The following is a 15,198-nucleotide window of genomic DNA, read 5'->3' as shown; positions in this document are numbered from 1 at the left end:
TTTCACAACATACTGATAATAAGAGACTTATCGAAAGGCTATTCCATCGGTATCTTTTCATGATACGAAAGTCTGGGATTTATTTTAGGCGATTGCTGCCCACTATTGGCCATGAGCCATGCAGGACAATCCCGCGTCGACAATGCACCTCGACAAGGAGCGGGCAACCTGGCGACAGGCTGATCCAGACTGCACAGGCAAGGCTGGCTCCGTCGACACGACTGTCCTGATGAGTGACCGCAACGCTCTGGGCAACTTCCCAACCTGAACAACAAGTGGAGAGCAACACTATGGCAGACGACAAAGCCAATGCCGCTGCTTACTGGAAGGCGAACGTGCGCCTGATAACGGGGTGCCTGATCGTCTGGGCCCTGGTGTCCTACGGCTGCGCCATCCTTCTTCGCCCGCTGCTGGCCGGCATTCCCGTCGGCGGGACGGACCTGGGCTTCTGGTTCGCCCAGCAGGGTTCGATCCTGACCTTCATCGGCATCATCTTCTTTTACGCCTGGAAGATGAACCGTCTCGATAAACAGTTCGGACTCGGGGAGTAAGCCAGCATGAGTCAGTTTGCAATCAACCTGCTGTTCGTAGGGGCCTCCTTCGCCCTCTACATCGGCATCGCGATCTGGGCCCGAGCGGGCTCGACCAAGGACTTCTATGTGGCCGGCGGCGGCGTGCATCCGGTGACCAACGGCATGGCCACCGCCGCCGACTGGATGTCCGCCGCCTCCTTCATCTCCATGGCCGGCCTGCTGGCCTCCGGGGGCTACGCCAACTCCACCTTCCTGATGGGCTGGACCGGCGGCTACGTCATCCTGGCCATGCTGCTGGCGCCCTACCTGCGCAAGTTCGGCAAGTTCACGGTGCCCGACTTTATCGGTGACCGCTTCTACAGCAACACCGCTCGCCTGGTCGCCGTGATCTGTCTGGTCGTCGCCTCCATCACCTATGTCATCGGCCAGATGACCGGTGCCGGCGTGGCCTTCTCGCGCTTCCTGGAGGTCTCCAACACCTGGGGCATCTGGATCGCGGCCTTCATCGTCTTCCTCTATGCGGTCTTCGGCGGCATGAAGGGCATCACCTATACCCAGGTGGCCCAGTACATCGTGCTGATCATCGCCTACACGATCCCGGCCGTGTTCATCTCCCTGGAACTCACCGGCAACCCCATTCCCGGCCTGGGCCTGTTCAGCACCCACTCCGAGTCCGGCGTGCCGCTGCTGGCCAAGCTGGATGACGTCATCAATGCGCTGGGCTTCCGCGACTATACGGCGGACGTCGACAACAAGCTGAACATGGTGCTGTTCACCCTGTCGCTGATGGTCGGTACCGCGGGCCTGCCCCACGTCATCATCCGCTTCTTCACCGTGCCGAAGGTGGCCGACGCCCGCTGGTCTGCCGGCTGGGCCCTGGTGTTCATCGCCCTGCTCTACCTGACCGCTCCCGCGGTGGGTTCCATGGCGCGCCTGAACCTGATGACCACCGTCTATCCGGAGATGGCCGGCCAGGTCGAGAACTACGATGAGGCCGCCACCAATCCCATCCTCTACGAGGAGCGTCCCGAGTGGGTGCGGACCTGGGAAGAGACCGGCCTGATCACCTTCGAGGACAAGAATGGCGACGGCCGCATCCAGGTCTACAACGACGGCAACGAGGCATTCGCCGACACCGCCGCCGAGCGTGGCTGGGAAGGCAGCGAGCTTACCGTCAACAACGACATCCTGGTACTCGCCAACCCGGAGATCGCCAACCTGCCGGGCTGGGTCATTGGCCTGATCGCCGCCGGTGGTATCGCCGCGGCACTCTCCACCGCCGCCGGCCTGCTGCTGGCCATCTCCTCGGCCATCAGCCATGACCTGATCAAGACCATGATCAACCCGAAGATCACCGAGAAGGGCGAGATGCTGGCGGCACGGATCTCCATGGCCGGTGCCATCCTGCTGGCGACCTACCTGGGCCTGAACCCGCCGGGCTTCGCGGCCCAGACGGTGGCGCTCGCCTTCGGTATCGCCGGCGCCTCGCTGTTCCCGGTGCTGATGATGGGCATCTTCTCCAAGCGGGTGAACAACAAGGGCGCCGTCGCCGGCATGCTGACCGGCCTGGGCCTGACCCTGCTCTACATCTTCACCTACCTGGGCTGGTTCTTCATTCCGGAGACCAACATGCTGCCCAACACCCCGGACAACTGGATCCTGGGCATCTCGCCGCTCTCCTTCGGCGCGGTCGGCGCGATCTTCAACTTCGCCGTGGCCTTCGCCGTCTCCAGCGCGACCGAGGAGCCTCCGCAGGAGATCCAGGACCTGGTGGAAAGCGTCCGCTATCCCAAGGGTGCTGGTGTCGCCACCGGGCACTGAGCCATAATGGCCACCTGGCCCGGCTAGCCGGGCCAGACCAACCACTACCGATCGGGCTTCCTCAGGGAAGCCCGATCGCTTTCAAGGACGCATGAACCATGATATGGCACCTGATAGCGGCGGTTTTCGCCGGCCTCGGCGCCGCGGGGATCGGCCTGATCCTGCGCCTGGCCAGCGGCAAGCGACTGCCGCGCTGGATCATTCCGGCATTCGGTGGCCTGGGGATGCTCGGCTACCAGATCTACACCGAATACACCTGGTTCGAGCACAAGCAGCAGCAATTGCCCGAATCCGCCGAGGTGGTCTCCGTGGAGGAGGGCCAGATGTTCTGGCGCCCCTGGACCTTCGCCTTCCCCATGACCACGGCCTTCACCATCGTGGACCTGGACAACCTGGCGGTGAGCCGCGGCGATGGCGGGCGTCTGGTCGAGTTCATCCTCTACCGCTTCGAGAAGGAGTACGTGGACCAGGTGAGCCACCAGGCCTACCTGATGAACTGCGCGACCCGGGAAATGCTGCCCCTGGAAGGCGAATCACGGACCCCGGCCACCGAGCAGATGCGCCGCGTCGAGGCCGAAAGCCCGCTCCACCGCGCCCTCTGCACGGAGGGCTGACCCGGCGCCTGCACGCCCGCGGCTGCTCCGGGGGCCTGCCTTGCCTTAGAATGGGCGCATCCGGAAGGGAGAAGAGTGCATGTTCGCTGGCTGGCTGCTGATCGCCGTTTCACTGCTCTACATCGCCGTGCTGTTCGCCATCGCCTGGCGGGGCGACCGCCATGCCCGGGAGCACGGCGCCAGCCGGCGCCGCCCGGTGATCTACAGCCTGGCACTGGCCATCTACTGCACCTCCTGGACCTTCCATGGCGCCGTGGGCCAGGCAGCCACGGCGGGCTGGTCCTTCGCCAGCATCTTCGTCGGGCCGATCCTCACCCTGCTGCTGTTCTGGCCGGTGCTGGCCAAGATGATCCGCGTCGCCAAGCACCAGAACGTCACCTCCATCGCCGACTTCATTGCCTCGCGCTACGGCAAGACCCAGTCGCTGGCGGCCTTCGCCAGCCTGGTGGCGCTGATCGGCACCCTGCCCTACATCGCCCTGCAGCTGAAGGCGGTCTCCACCTCCTTCAGCGTGATCACCGATGCAGGCGACATCACCCGGGCGCCGCTGTTCGGCGACACGGCCTTCTACGTGGCGGTGGTGATGGCGGCCTTCGCCATCCTCTTCGGCACCCGCCACACCGACGCCACCGAACACCACGAGGGCCTGATCCACGCCGTGGCCTTCGAGTCGCTGGTCAAGCTACTCGCCTTCCTGGCCCTCGGGGCCTACGTCACCTGGGGCATGTTCGACGGCCTGGGCGACCTGCTGGGCCGCGCCGAGACCCAGCTCGAGCTGCAGCGTCAGCTCGCCGACCAGGACTTCGGCCAGAGCTTCTGGGCCCAGACCCTGCTGGCCATGCTGGCCATCCTCTGCCTGCCCCGCCAGTTCCACGTGGCGGTGGTGGAGAACATACACCGCGACGACGCCACCAAGGCCCGCTGGCTGTTCCCGCTCTACCTGCTGGCCTTCGCCTTCTTCGTCATCCCCATTGCGGCGGCCGGCCTGACCATCTTCGCCGACAGCGGCATCGAGCCGGATACCTATGTGCTGGCCCTGCCCATGGCCGCGGGCAACGAGTGGCTGACGCTGCTGACCTTCATCGGCGGCTTCTCGGCGGCCACCGGCATGGTGATCGTGGCCGCGGTGGCGGTGTCGATCATGATCTCCAACGAGATCGTCATCCCCGCCCTGTTCCGCCTGCGCTGGTTCGATACCAAGCCGCGTGACTACGGGCGACTGGTGCTGCGCGCCCGGCGCATCACCATCGCCGTGATCCTGGCCATGGCCTATGGCTTCTACCAGCTGATCGGCGAGTTCAGCTCGCTGGCCAGCACCGGCATGCTCTCTTTCGCCGCCGCAGCCCAGTTCGCCCCGGCGCTGATCGGCGGCCTCTACTGGAAGCGCGGCAACCGCCTCGGGGTGATCGCCGGCATGAACGCCGGCTTCGCCATCTGGGCCTACAGCCTGCTGATGCCCACCCTGATCGGGGCCGGCGTGCTGCCCGGGCACTGGCTCGACGGCGGCCCGCTGGGCATTGCCTGGCTGGCCCCCACCTCGCTGTTCGGACTCAACGTCGGCGACAGCTTCACCCATGGCGTGATGCTCTCCCTGGGCGTGAACCTCTTCTGCTACATCTTCGTCTCCCAGATGACGCCCCAGCGGGTGGTCGAGCGCATCCAGGCCTCGCTGTTCGTCGACAGCGTCGAGACCCGCCAGACCTCGGTGAACCGCCCCTGGACCGGTGCCACCACCGTGGGCGACCTCAAGGTGCTCTGCGAGCGCTTCCTGGGCGCCGGCCAGGTGAGCCGCGCCTTCGAGGACTACGCCCGGCGCACCGGCAAGCCGCTGGAGGACAACACCCGCGCCTCCATCGACGTGATCCAGTTCACCGAGCGCTTCCTGGCCTCGGTGCTCGGCGCCTCCTCGGCCCGCATCGTGGTCAACTCGGCCCTCCAGGGGCGCGGCATCGGCATCTCGGACGTGATCTCCATCGTCGACGAGGCCTCCCAGGTGCTGGAGTTCAACCGCGCGCTGCTGCAGGCCACCATCGAGAACATCAACCAGGGCATCAGCGTGGTCGACCAGAACCTGCGCCTGGTGGTCTGGAACCAGCGCTACCTGGAGCTGTTCCGCTTCCCCGACCACCTGATCCGCGTCGGCGCCCCGATGGACAAGATCTTTCGCTACAACGCCCACAACGGCGAGTACGGCCCCGGCGATCCCGAGGAGCACGTGCGGCTGCTGATCGACAACATCCGCGAGGGCCACCCCCACCGCTACGTGCGCTACCGCCAGGATGGCAGCGTGCTGGAGGTGCAGGGCAATCCCATGCCGGGGGGCGGCTTCGTCTACAGCTATCAGGACATCACCCAGCAGAAGCGCATCGAGGAAGCGCTGATCCGTTCCGAGAACAACATCCGCATCTACACCGACAACGTGCCGGCGCTGATCGCCTACTTCGACAAGGAGTGCCGCTACCTCTTCACCAACCGCGCCTACGAGCAGGCCTTCGGCATCGACCGCAACGCGGTGATCGGCAAGCGCGTGGAAGAGGTGATGGACCCCGACATGGCCCGCGAGCGGGCACCGTGGATCGAGCGCGCCCTGGCCGGCGAGCGGGTCAACTTCGAGGTCTCGCTGCCCATCGGCGACGACCGGCGCTACATGCTGGTCACCTATACACCGCACTTCGGCGACAGCGGCGCGATACTCGGCTTCTTCGCCCTCTACCAGGACATCACCGAACGCCGCCTGGCCGAGATCGCCCTCAAGGAGACCAACGAGACCCTGGAGGAGCGGGTGCGCGAGCGCACCCAGGCGCTCTCCGAGGCCAACGCGGCCCTGCGCCAGGAGAACCGGGTTCGCGCCGAGGCCGAGCTCGCCCTGCGCCAGGCCAAGCAGCTCGCCGAGGATGCCAACGCCTCCAAGACCCGCTTCCTGGCCGCCGCCAGCCACGACCTTCTGCAGCCGCTCAATGCCGCGCGGCTGTTCACCTCGGCGCTGGCCCAGGAGATGGCGGCCGAGGACATGAAGCGCACCATCGGCCATATCGACAACTCGCTGCAGGCCGCCGAGGAGCTGCTCGGCACCCTGCTCGACATCTCCAAGCTGGATGCCGGCGCCCTCACGCCGCGGCGCAGCCACTTTGCCCTGGCCGACATCATCCAGCCGCTGCGTGCCGAGTTCGAGGTGATGGCCGAGGAACGCGGCCTGGACCTGGTGGTGGTGCCGACCCGCCAGTGGGTCGACAGCGACCCCCAGATGCTGCGCCGAATCATCCAGAACTTCCTCTCCAACGCCATTCGCTACACCCAGGCCGGCCGGGTGCTGCTGGGCTGCCGCCGCCATGCCGAGCGCATCACCATCGAGGTCTGGGACTCGGGCCCGGGGATCCCCGAGGCCAAGCAGCTCGAGATCTTCCAGGAGTTCCGGCGCCTCGATCAGGCCACGCGGCACAAGGAGAGCGAGAAGGGCCTGGGCCTGGGGCTCTCCATCGCCGATCGCATGGCGCGGGTGCTCGACCACCCCATCCGGGTGCGCTCCAAGGAGGGTTGCGGCACCATGTTCTCGGTCAGCGTGCCGGTGGTGGCCCCGCGCACCGCGACCGAGCAGGCCGAGGATGCCGCGCCGAAGCGTGCCGGCAACAAGCTCGCCGGTACGCGGATCCTCTGCATCGACAACGAGTCCCTGATCCTCGAGGGCATGAAGGCGATGCTCTCGGGCTGGGGCTGCGAGGTCTTCACGGCCACCACCATCGGTGGCGCCAAGTCGGTGCTGCGCCACCTGGACGGCGACCCGGACGCGATCCTGGCGGACTACCACCTGGACAACGAGGTCACCGGGCTGATGGCCCTGGAGGCGCTCGGCGAGCGGCTGGAGGGCGCGGTGCCCGGCATCGTGATCACCGCCGACCGCACCGAGGAGGTGGCCGAGGAGGTCAGGCGCGCCGGCTACCAGCTGCTGCTCAAGCCGGTGCGCCCCGCCGCCCTGCGCGCCCTGCTGACCCGGACCCTGCAGGCCAGCCGGGCGCCAAGCGGCTAAGCTGCCAAACTGCCAAACTGCCAAACTGCCAAACTGCCAAAACATTGAGACCTGAAACAAGAAACCCACCTGACGGTGGGTTTCGCGTTTCCTTGAAGCTTGCGCCTTGGCGCTTGCAGCTCGGCGCTCGGCGCTCGGCGCTCTGCCCTACGACTCCACCTTCGGCGGCTCGACCTCGAGCTTCTGGGCGGCGATCACCGCCTGGGTGCGCGAATGCACGCCCAGCTTGCGCAGGATGGCGGTGACATGCGCCTTGATGGTGGCCTCGGAGACACTCAGCTCATAGGCGATCTGCTTGTTGAGCAGCCCCTCGGTAAGCATGTTGAGCACCCGGAACTGCTGCGGCGTCAGCGAGGCGATGGCCTCGGCGAACTTGGTCTCCTCCTCGTTGGCCTCGCCCAGGGCCGCGGCCATCTCGGCCGGCAACCAGACCTCGCCATCGAGGATCTCGCCCACCGCCTCGGCGATCAGCGCCAGGGACGAGGACTTGGGAATGAAGCCCGATGCGCCGTAGTCGATGGCGCGGCGCACCACGTGGACCTCGTCGCTGCCCGAGACCACCGCCACCGGGATATCCGGGGTCTGGCCGCGCAGCTGGATCAGGCCCGAGAAGCCATGGGCGCCCGGCATGTGCAGGTCCAGCAGGATCAGGTCGGCGTCGGGATGGCGGGTGACCACCTCGGTGGTGGCCTCCATGGTGTCGGATTCGACGATCTCGGCCTGGGGCGCCAGCTGGCGCAGAGCCTGGGTCAGGGCCGCACGGAACAGCGGATGGTCATCGGCAACGATGAATTTCTGGGCAAAGGCCATGGGTCTTCCTCCGGTTCCTCGAGCAGCGGAACGACGGCCGCCACGCTGGGCTCTACAGTTGTTGTCCGCATGTTACCCCATGGCCACGGCGATTCCCAAGGGCTCTCGGGATATTGTCGACATTCCCATGACCGAGCACAAAGAAGCCGGCCCCGAGGGGCCGGCTTGGCATGCCATAGGGCGGCAGGCAATAGCCGCCGGGCGGGCAGGACCTCAGCGGTTGGCGCGATGCTCGATCAGTTCGTCGACCACCGACGGGTCCGCCAGGGTGCTGGTATCGCCCAGGCCGTCACACTCGTTGGCGGCGATCTTGCGCAGGATGCGGCGCATGATCTTGCCCGAGCGGGTCTTGGGCAGGCCCGGGGCCCACTGGATGACGTCCGGCGAGGCGATGGGACCGATGTCCTTGCGCACCCACTTCGTCAGCTCCTTCTTGAGCTCGTCGCTCTCCTCGAAGCCGTCGGCCAGGGTCACGTAGATGTAGATGCCCTGCCCCTTGATGTCATGGGGGAAGCCGACCACGGCCGCCTCGGCCACGGCCTCGTGGGCCACCAGCGAGGACTCGATCTCGGCGGTGCCCATGCGGTGGCCGGAGACGTTGAGCACGTCATCGACGCGGCCGGTGATCCAGTAGTAGCCATCCTCGTCGCGACGACAGCCATCCCCGGTGAAGTACATGCCCTTGTAGGTGGAGAAGTAGGTCTGCACGAAGCGCTCGTGGTCCCCCCAGATGGAGCGCGCCTGGCCCGGCCAGGAGTCCAGCATCACCAGGTTGCCCTCGGTGGCCCCCTTGAGCTCGTTGCCCTCGTTGTCGACCAGCGCCGGTACCACGCCGAAGAACGGCAGGGTGGCGGAGCCCGGCTTGAGGTCGGTGGCCCCGGGCAGCGGCGCGATCATGATGCCGCCGGTCTCGGTCTGCCACCAGGTGTCGACGATCGGGCACTTCGCGTTGCCGATCACCCGGTAGAACCATTCCCAGGCCTCGGGGTTGATGGGCTCGCCCACCGAGCCGAGCAGACGCAGGCTGTCGCGCTTGCTGGAGTCCATGACGTTGTCGCCATGGGCCATCAGGGCACGCACCGCGGTTGGAGCGGTATAGAGGATGCTGACATTGTGCTTGTCGACGACCTCGCCCATGCGACCGTGGGTCGGGTAGCTGGGCACCCCTTCGAACATCAGGGTGGTACCGCCGTTGGCCAGCGGCCCATAGACGATGTAGCTGTGGCCGGTGACCCAGCCCACGTCGGCGGTGCACCAGTAGACCTCGCCCTCCTGGTAGTCGAAGACGTACTGGTGGGTCATGGCGGCCTGCAGCAGGTAGCCGCCGGTGGTGTGCTTGAGCCCCTTGGGCGCCCCGGTGGAGCCGGAGGTGTAGAGGATGAACAGCGGATCCTCGGCCCCCATCTCCTCGGCCGGGCAATCGGTGGACTGCTGGGTGACGATGTCGTCGTACCAGACGTCGCGACCGTCCTTCCAGTCGATCTCGCCGCCGGTGCGCTTGACCACCAGCACGTTCTTGCACACCTCGGTGCCGTCGCGGGTCAGGGCGGCATCGACGTTGTCCTTCAGCGGCACCTGCTTGCCGCCGCGCACGGACTCGTCGGCGGTGATGATCAGCTTGGACTTGGCCCCGATCACGCGCTGGGCAACGGCGTCCGGGGAGAAGCCACCGAACACCACCGAGTGCACGGCACCGATGCGGGCACAGGCGAGCATCGCCATGGCGGCCTCGGGAATCATCGGCATGTAGAGAGTGACCACGTCGCCCTTGCCGACGCCCAGCTCCTTGAGGCCGTTGGCCAGCTGGCAGGTCTTCTCATAGAGCTCACGGTAGGTGAGCGTCTTGTCATCCTTGGGGTCGTCGCCCTCCCAGATGATCGCCGGCTGGTCGCCGCGCGTCTCGAGGTGACGGTCGAGGCAGTTGACGCTGGCATTCAGGGTGCCGTCCTCGAACCAGCGGATATCCACGTTGTGCGAGTCGAAGGAGGTGTGCTTGATCTTGGTCGGCGCCTTGAACCAGTCGAGGCGCTTGGCCTGCTCACCCCAGAACCCCTTCGGGTCGTCAACCGACTGCTGGTACATGGCCTCATAGGTCGCCTTGTCGGCGTGGGCCTTGGCGGCAAACTCGTCGCTTACCGGATAGACTTTCTGCTGCTCGGTCATGGATATGCCTCTGTCCAGGGGGATGGACCCTCCAGGTGGATGTTGCCGGCCGCGTAGCTGTTGGGCGGGCCGGCCCCATAAAACCTGCTCACAGCATATACGTCAGCACGCGGGCTTCCCTTTAGACATTGGTAGAAACATTTTTCTTTTCCATGACAATGACTTACAAGATAAATCAGGAAGCGGAACGGCCCAGATAGACCAAGGTCTCAGCGCAGTGCCGGCAGCGATACCCCCGCCCCCGTCGGGCCAGGGCATGCCGCCGGGCAGTGAAGCCGTGTTCCCGGCAGCCGCAGCGGTAGCGGTAGGGTGCCGGGCTCGCACGGCCGGTGTCGAAGCGATGGGTGGTCCTGGGCGCCACGCCGAACAGGCGGCGCATCACGGTCTGCCACTCGCGACCGTGGGGTCGCGCGAGGTGGCCATCCTCCAGGTGATGCACCAGCCAGTGGGCCATCTCGTGGGGCACCACCTCGACCAGGAAGGCGAGGCGATTCTCCTCCAGCAGCACCGGATTGAAGCGCAGCCCGCCGCGACCGAAGTGCGCCTGGCCGGCACACTTGCCGCGCAGGTCGAGCCACACCGCCGGGCGCGGCAGCCCGGGGTGCAGTTCGCGACACAGTCGCCAGGCCGCCTCGACCCGCGCCAGGAGCGTGCGGTGCAGGGCGGACCGGTCGAGGGCATCGAGCCGGGCGGGGTCGGGGTCGGGAAGCGCGGGCCTAGTCATGGGATGCTAGAATGGCGCCTTCGTGTCGAGGCGTAAAGCCTTCCCCATGCCCACGACTTCCCTGCGAGAGCCGTCATGTCCGATGCCGAAACGCCCCTCCCCCAGCCGCTGCTCGAGGACGACGAGCTCGACCTGCTCGACGACTTCCTCGACTCCGAGCGGGTCGACGCCGACGCCCTGGACCTGATCGGCGCCCACGGCTTCCTGGTGGCCCTGGCCGTGGCGCCACGCGACACCCCCGCGGCGGCCTGGGTCGCCGAGCTGTTCCATGGCGATCCGGCCTTCGCGGATGACGCCGAGCGCGAGACCATCCTGGGGCTGCTCGAGCGGCTCAGGCACAACGCCATCGAGGTGCTGGAGGCGGGCGGCCTCCCGGAGCTGCCCTTCGAGCTCGAGCTCGCCGGCAGCGCCCCGGAGGAGACGCCGATCGGCGACTGGTGCGCCGGCTTCATGGAGGGGGTGTTCCTCGACGAGGCCGCCTGGTTCGCCGATGACGAGGAGGCCGCCGCCACCCTGCTGCTGCCCTTCATGCTGCTCTCGGGGCTGTTCGAGGACGAGCCCGACATGGCGGAGCTCGCCGGGGATGCAACGCGCCTCGAGGGCCTCGTCTCCCAGCTGCCAGAACTGGTGCTGGACCTCTACCTGCACTATCGCGTCCCCCCGGAAACGCCCAAGCCCAGGCCACGCCGCAAGCAGCCCGCCGGGCGCGGCAAGGGCCGTCGATAGGCGGCCAAGCGAGTCACAAGGGGACCAGGAGTCAAGACAGATCCATCCTTGCACCTTGGCGGCGCGCAGCTCGTCGCTGGCGCTACCTAAGCCGCGTCAGCATTCCGTCCAGGGTGCCATAGAGCCACTCGCGAAAGCGCTGCAGGCGTGGCCGCCGCGACCAGGCCTCCGGGTCGATCTCCGTGCTCGACGCGAAGTTGCGCTCGAAGAGCCCGGCGACCTCGGCGGCGAAACGTGGGTCATCGACCTCCTGGTTGGCCTCCAGGTTCCACTGCAGGCTCCAGTGGTCGAAATTGCACGAGCCGAGGCTGACCCAGTCATCGACCAGCGAGAACTTGGCATGGATGAAGGTGGGCTGGAACTCGAAGATGCGCACCCCCGCCCGCAGCAGGCGGCCATAGAAGCGCTGGCCGGCATAGCGCACGCCGGGATGGTCGTGGAGCTCGCCCGGCAGCAGCAGGCGCACGTCGACGCCGCGCCGGGCCGCCCGGGCCAGGCGCATGCGCAGGGTGAAGGTGGGCACGAAGTAGGGGGTACAGATCCATAGCCGCTCCGCGGCGGTCGCGACCCGATGATGCAGCGAGTGGCGGATCGCCTGGTAGCGATAGCCCTGCCCCCAGACCACGCGGCCGCGCATGCCGCGATAGCCCTCGCGCTGGCGCGTGGCGAGCTCCAGCCCGCGCACCAGCGAGGCCCTGCCCGGCCCGCGACTCATGGGGGAGTCCCAGAGCCGGCAGAACAGCCGCACCCAGTCGGCCACCACCGGCCCCTCGATGCGCATCGCCACCTCGTACCAGGCATCCAGGAACTCGTCCACGGCCCCGAAGCCACCGGTGAAGGCCTCGGCACCGTCGACCACCACCAGCTTGCGGTGGTCCCGGGTCAGGTTGCGCACCAGCGACTGCATCCCCAGGGGATTGAAGAAGCGCAGCGCCACGCCCCCCGCCTCGAGACGCTGGCGATCGGCGGTGGCGAGCCCCATGGCACCATAGCCGTCGAGCAGCAGCATCACCGAGACGCCGCGCTCGGCGGCGCGGACCAGCGCCCCGATCAGCGCACTGGCCAGCCGGCCGGATTCCATCAGGTAGAGCTCGATCAGCACGGAGTGGCGCGCCCGGTCGACGGCCGCGAACATCGAGGGCAGGAAGAGGGCCGCCTCGGGAAGCAGTTCGAAGTGATTGCCGTCTCGCCACATGCCGTGCATGGCACCGTCCCTGTCACATGCCGTTACAGCATTGACGCATGTTTACCGGCCCGGGAAAAGCCCGGCCCCCTGACCGCCGGGAGACGGGCCGCTATACTGACGGCTCACCCCCGGGCACAGGCGACAGGATGGGCCTTGCACGCATGCTGGCCGGCGCGCTGCGCGCGCCCCTCGAGGGACTGATGGCCCGCTGGGCCCGGATCCGGCTGATCGAGCCCGAGCCCGAGACGCTTTCCCTCGAGCCGACGCTCCCGACCCTCTATGTGCTGCCACACCCGGCGCTCTCCGATACCCTGCTGCTGGCCTCGCTGACCCGCACCCATGGCCTGCCGCCGGCCAGCGGCCGGCGCACCATCGGCGCGATCACCCTGCCCGCCAGCACGGCGCTGCCCGCCCCGAGCCGCCGCCTGTGGCGCCCCAAGCGGCGACCGGCGGCCCCCTTCCTGTCGCTGATCGAGCAGTGCCAGCGTGATCCCGGCCGTGACGTCCAGCTGGTGCCGGTGAGCATCTTCTGGGGGCGCGCCCCGGGCAAGCGCTTCGGTGTCTGGCAGCTGCTCGCCGCGGACAGCTGGCAGTTCACCGGGCGGCTGCGCCGCCTGCTGTCGGTGGTGGTCAACGGCAAGAACGTGGAGGTCCATCTCGGCACACCGCTCAGGCTCTCCGAACTGCTCGACGCGCGCGAGGCCGAGCTCACCAATCGCAAGGTGGCGAGGCTGCTGCGGGTGCACTTTCGCCGCCTGCGCACCCGGGTGCTGGGGCCGGACCTCTCCCATCGGCGCATCCTGATCGAGGGGATCGTCGCGAGTCCCGAGGTGCGACGCGTCATCCGCGAGGTGGCAACCGCGGAGCAGCGCTCGGTGCCGCGACTCGAGGGCCGGGCCCGCCGCTATGGCCGCGAGATCGCCTCCAACATGACCTACCCGGTGCTGCGCTTCATGGACGGCCTGCTGAGGCGTCTCTGGAACCGCCTCTACGACGGCGTGGCGGTGCACGGCCTGGAGCGGGTCAAGGCCATCGCCGGCGACCATACCCTGGTCTACGTCCCCTGCCATCGCAGCCACATCGACTACCTGCTGCTCTCCTACGTGCTCTACCGCGACGGCCTGATGCCCCCGCACATCGCCGCCGGACGCAACCTCGACATGCCGCTGATCGGCCCGCTGCTGCGACGCGGCGGGGCCTTCTTCATGCGGCGCAGCTTCCGCGACAACCGCCTCTATGCCACCGTGTTCAACGAGTACCTGCACCGCCTGATCGCCCGCGGCCACCCGCTGGAGTACTTCATCGAGGGAGGACGTTCGCGCAGTGGCCGCATGCTGCCCGCCCGGCCCGGCATGCTCTCGATGACCCTGCGCTCCTACCTGCGCGGCGCACGCGGCGGCGGCCAGCCGCTGGTGTTCGTGCCGATCTACATCGGCTACGAGCGGATCCTCGAGAGCGGCAGCTACCAGCGCGAGCTGCACGGCGGCAGGAAGCGCAAGGAGAGCCCCTGGGGCCTGCTGCGGGTGCTCGGCCGGCTGCGCCAGCCCTTCGGGCAGGTCACCGTGAACATCGGCGAGCCCCTGTCGCTCCCGGCCTTCCTCGACGCCGAGGTGCCCGGCTGGCGACGACTCGACGACCCGCGACCGCCCTGGCTCGCCCGGGCCGTGCCCCGCCTCGGCGAGATCCTCTCGCGGCGCATCAACGCGGCCGCGGCCCTCAACCCGGTCAACCTGGTGGCCCTGGTGCTACTGGCCACCCCCCACCATGCCATCGAGGCCAGCCTGCTCAAGCGCCAGCTGGTGCTGCTGGTGACCCTCCAGCGACGTCTCCCGGGCGGCAGACATGTCAGCCTGCCGGAGGGCACCCCCGACGCCTGGCTCGAGCGGGTCCTCGCCCTGGGGATGGTCAAGCGCCGCCCGCACCCGCTGGGCGACATCATCGTCGCCGACGGCCGCCAGGCCGGCCTGCTGGGCTGGTACCGCAACAACGTGCTGCACCTCTTCGCCCTCGCCGGGCTCACCGCCTTCGCGTTCCGCCACCAGGCCTGCCATAACCTGGATGGCCTGGTGGCCCTGCTCGCCCCCGGCTGGCCGATCCTCACCCGCGAGCTGATGATCGACTCCCCGGCCTCGCTGCGCGAGGACCTGGCCGATATGCTCGCGGCACTGGTCGAGGCGGGGCTGCTGGAAGCCGAGGGCGGGCGCTGGCGACGGCCCCGGGAGTCCCTGGAAGCCGGGGAGCAGCTGGGCATGCTCGGGGGGCTGATGCAGCCGTCGCTCGAGCGCGGCTACCTGCTGCTGTCGGTGCTGTTGAGCGAGGCCTCGGGGCACTTCACGGCCGACGAGCTGACCGCGCGCAGCCGCGAGCTCGCCGAGCGGCTGGCCCTGCTTTCGGGGCTGGATGCACCGGAATTCTTCGATACCCGGCTGTTCTCCGGCCTGGTGGAGAGCCTGGAGGCGCAGGGATGGCTTCACGCCGAGAACGGCCGCCTGGTGTTCGATGACCGCCTGCGCGAGGCGGCCCAGCGGAGCCGGGCGCTGTTCGACCCGGCACTGCGCCACCGGCTGCAGCTGATCAGTCGCCCGGAAGCGGGCTGA

The 15,198-nt window shown here is 67.8% G+C and carries 10 protein-coding genes; 6 read left to right on the top strand and 4 right to left on the bottom strand.

Features of this window, described 5'->3' with window-relative positions; genetic code table 11:
* The first annotated feature begins 290 nt into the window (after positions 1–290).
* From DFP85_RS11280 to DFP85_RS11265, 4 genes are all read left to right on the top strand, one after another.
* Positions 291–551 (top strand): DUF4212 domain-containing protein, encoded by a 261-nt coding sequence (locus DFP85_RS11280; protein WP_106230608.1) that lies wholly within the window; start codon positions 291–293, stop codon positions 549–551.
* Positions 552–557: 6 nt separating this feature from the next.
* Positions 558–2,354: a sodium:solute symporter family protein gene (locus DFP85_RS11275; RefSeq protein WP_133636384.1), complete on the top strand. Its 1,797-nt coding sequence runs from the start codon at positions 558–560 to the stop codon at positions 2,352–2,354.
* A 98-nt stretch (positions 2,355–2,452) separates the two neighbouring features.
* A complete protein-coding gene (locus tag DFP85_RS11270; protein WP_133636383.1) occupies positions 2,453–2,968 on the top strand; it encodes a hypothetical protein in 516 nt (171 codons plus the stop codon).
* Positions 2,969–3,047: 79 nt separating this feature from the next.
* Positions 3,048–6,992 (top strand): hybrid sensor histidine kinase/response regulator, encoded by a 3,945-nt coding sequence (locus DFP85_RS11265; RefSeq protein WP_133636382.1) that lies wholly within the window; start codon positions 3,048–3,050, stop codon positions 6,990–6,992.
* A gap of 147 nt (positions 6,993–7,139) precedes the next feature.
* On the opposite strand, the gene DFP85_RS11260 is transcribed toward DFP85_RS11265, so the two are convergent.
* The 3 genes from DFP85_RS11260 to DFP85_RS11250 all read right to left on the bottom strand — a co-directional run bounded on the left by DFP85_RS11260 (position 7,140) and on the right by DFP85_RS11250 (position 10,689).
* Positions 7,140–7,802 carry a LuxR C-terminal-related transcriptional regulator gene (locus DFP85_RS11260; protein ID WP_133636381.1) on the bottom strand — a complete coding sequence of 221 codons (663 nt, stop codon included), beginning with the start codon at positions 7,800–7,802 and terminating at the stop codon, positions 7,140–7,142.
* A 213-nt stretch (positions 7,803–8,015) separates the two neighbouring features.
* Positions 8,016–9,965, bottom strand: a complete 1,950-nt coding sequence (gene acs / locus DFP85_RS11255; RefSeq protein WP_133636380.1) for an acetate--CoA ligase — start codon at positions 9,963–9,965, stop codon at positions 8,016–8,018.
* 175 nt (positions 9,966–10,140) lie between these two features.
* The gene (locus DFP85_RS11250; protein WP_133636379.1) at positions 10,141–10,689 is read right to left on the bottom strand and encodes a SprT family zinc-dependent metalloprotease; all 549 of its coding nucleotides are present in this window, start codon (positions 10,687–10,689) and stop codon (positions 10,141–10,143) included.
* A 75-nt stretch (positions 10,690–10,764) separates the two neighbouring features.
* Here DFP85_RS11250 and DFP85_RS11245 point away from each other — a divergent pair, with 75 nt between their 5' ends.
* Positions 10,765–11,415, top strand: a complete 651-nt coding sequence (locus DFP85_RS11245) for a YecA/YgfB family protein (RefSeq protein WP_133636378.1) — start codon at positions 10,765–10,767, stop codon at positions 11,413–11,415.
* A gap of 82 nt (positions 11,416–11,497) precedes the next feature.
* Here the strand turns inward: DFP85_RS11245 and DFP85_RS11240 are convergent, their stop codons facing one another.
* On the bottom strand, positions 11,498–12,619 hold the full coding sequence (locus DFP85_RS11240) for a phospholipase D-like domain-containing protein (RefSeq protein ID WP_133636377.1): 1,122 nt from the start codon (positions 12,617–12,619) through the stop codon (positions 11,498–11,500).
* Positions 12,620–12,747: 128 nt separating this feature from the next.
* Here DFP85_RS11240 and plsB point away from each other — a divergent pair, with 128 nt between their 5' ends.
* The gene (gene plsB / locus DFP85_RS11235) at positions 12,748–15,198 is read left to right on the top strand and encodes a glycerol-3-phosphate 1-O-acyltransferase PlsB (protein WP_243737279.1); all 2,451 of its coding nucleotides are present in this window, start codon (positions 12,748–12,750) and stop codon (positions 15,196–15,198) included.

This window comes from Halomonas ventosae, from assembly GCF_004363555.1.
Lineage (GTDB): Bacteria > Pseudomonadota > Gammaproteobacteria > Pseudomonadales > Halomonadaceae > Halomonas > Halomonas ventosae.
This window is presented reverse-complemented; position numbering and strand designations above follow the sequence as displayed.

What these genes read in the sequence shown, in the direction of transcription:
- DFP85_RS11265 (WP_133636382.1), top strand. Translation starts at nt 3,048, where the DNA reads ATGTTCGCTGGCTGGCTGCTGATCGCCGTTTCACTGCTCTACATCGCC.
- DFP85_RS11280 (WP_106230608.1), top strand. Translation starts at nt 291, where the DNA reads ATGGCAGACGACAAAGCCAATGCCGCTGCTTACTGGAAGGCGAACGTG.
- DFP85_RS11250 (WP_133636379.1), bottom strand. Translation starts at nt 10,689, where the DNA reads ATGACTAGGCCCGCGCTTCCCGACCCCGACCCCGCCCGGCTCGATGCC.
- DFP85_RS11260 (WP_133636381.1), bottom strand. Translation starts at nt 7,802, where the DNA reads ATGGCCTTTGCCCAGAAATTCATCGTTGCCGATGACCATCCGCTGTTC.
- acs (WP_133636380.1), bottom strand. Translation starts at nt 9,965, where the DNA reads ATGACCGAGCAGCAGAAAGTCTATCCGGTAAGCGACGAGTTTGCCGCC.
- plsB (WP_243737279.1), top strand. Translation starts at nt 12,748, where the DNA reads ATGGGCCTTGCACGCATGCTGGCCGGCGCGCTGCGCGCGCCCCTCGAG.
- DFP85_RS11240 (WP_133636377.1), bottom strand. Translation starts at nt 12,619, where the DNA reads ATGCACGGCATGTGGCGAGACGGCAATCACTTCGAACTGCTTCCCGAG.
- DFP85_RS11245 (WP_133636378.1), top strand. Translation starts at nt 10,765, where the DNA reads ATGTCCGATGCCGAAACGCCCCTCCCCCAGCCGCTGCTCGAGGACGAC.
- DFP85_RS11275 (WP_133636384.1), top strand. Translation starts at nt 558, where the DNA reads ATGAGTCAGTTTGCAATCAACCTGCTGTTCGTAGGGGCCTCCTTCGCC.
- DFP85_RS11270 (WP_133636383.1), top strand. Translation starts at nt 2,453, where the DNA reads ATGATATGGCACCTGATAGCGGCGGTTTTCGCCGGCCTCGGCGCCGCG.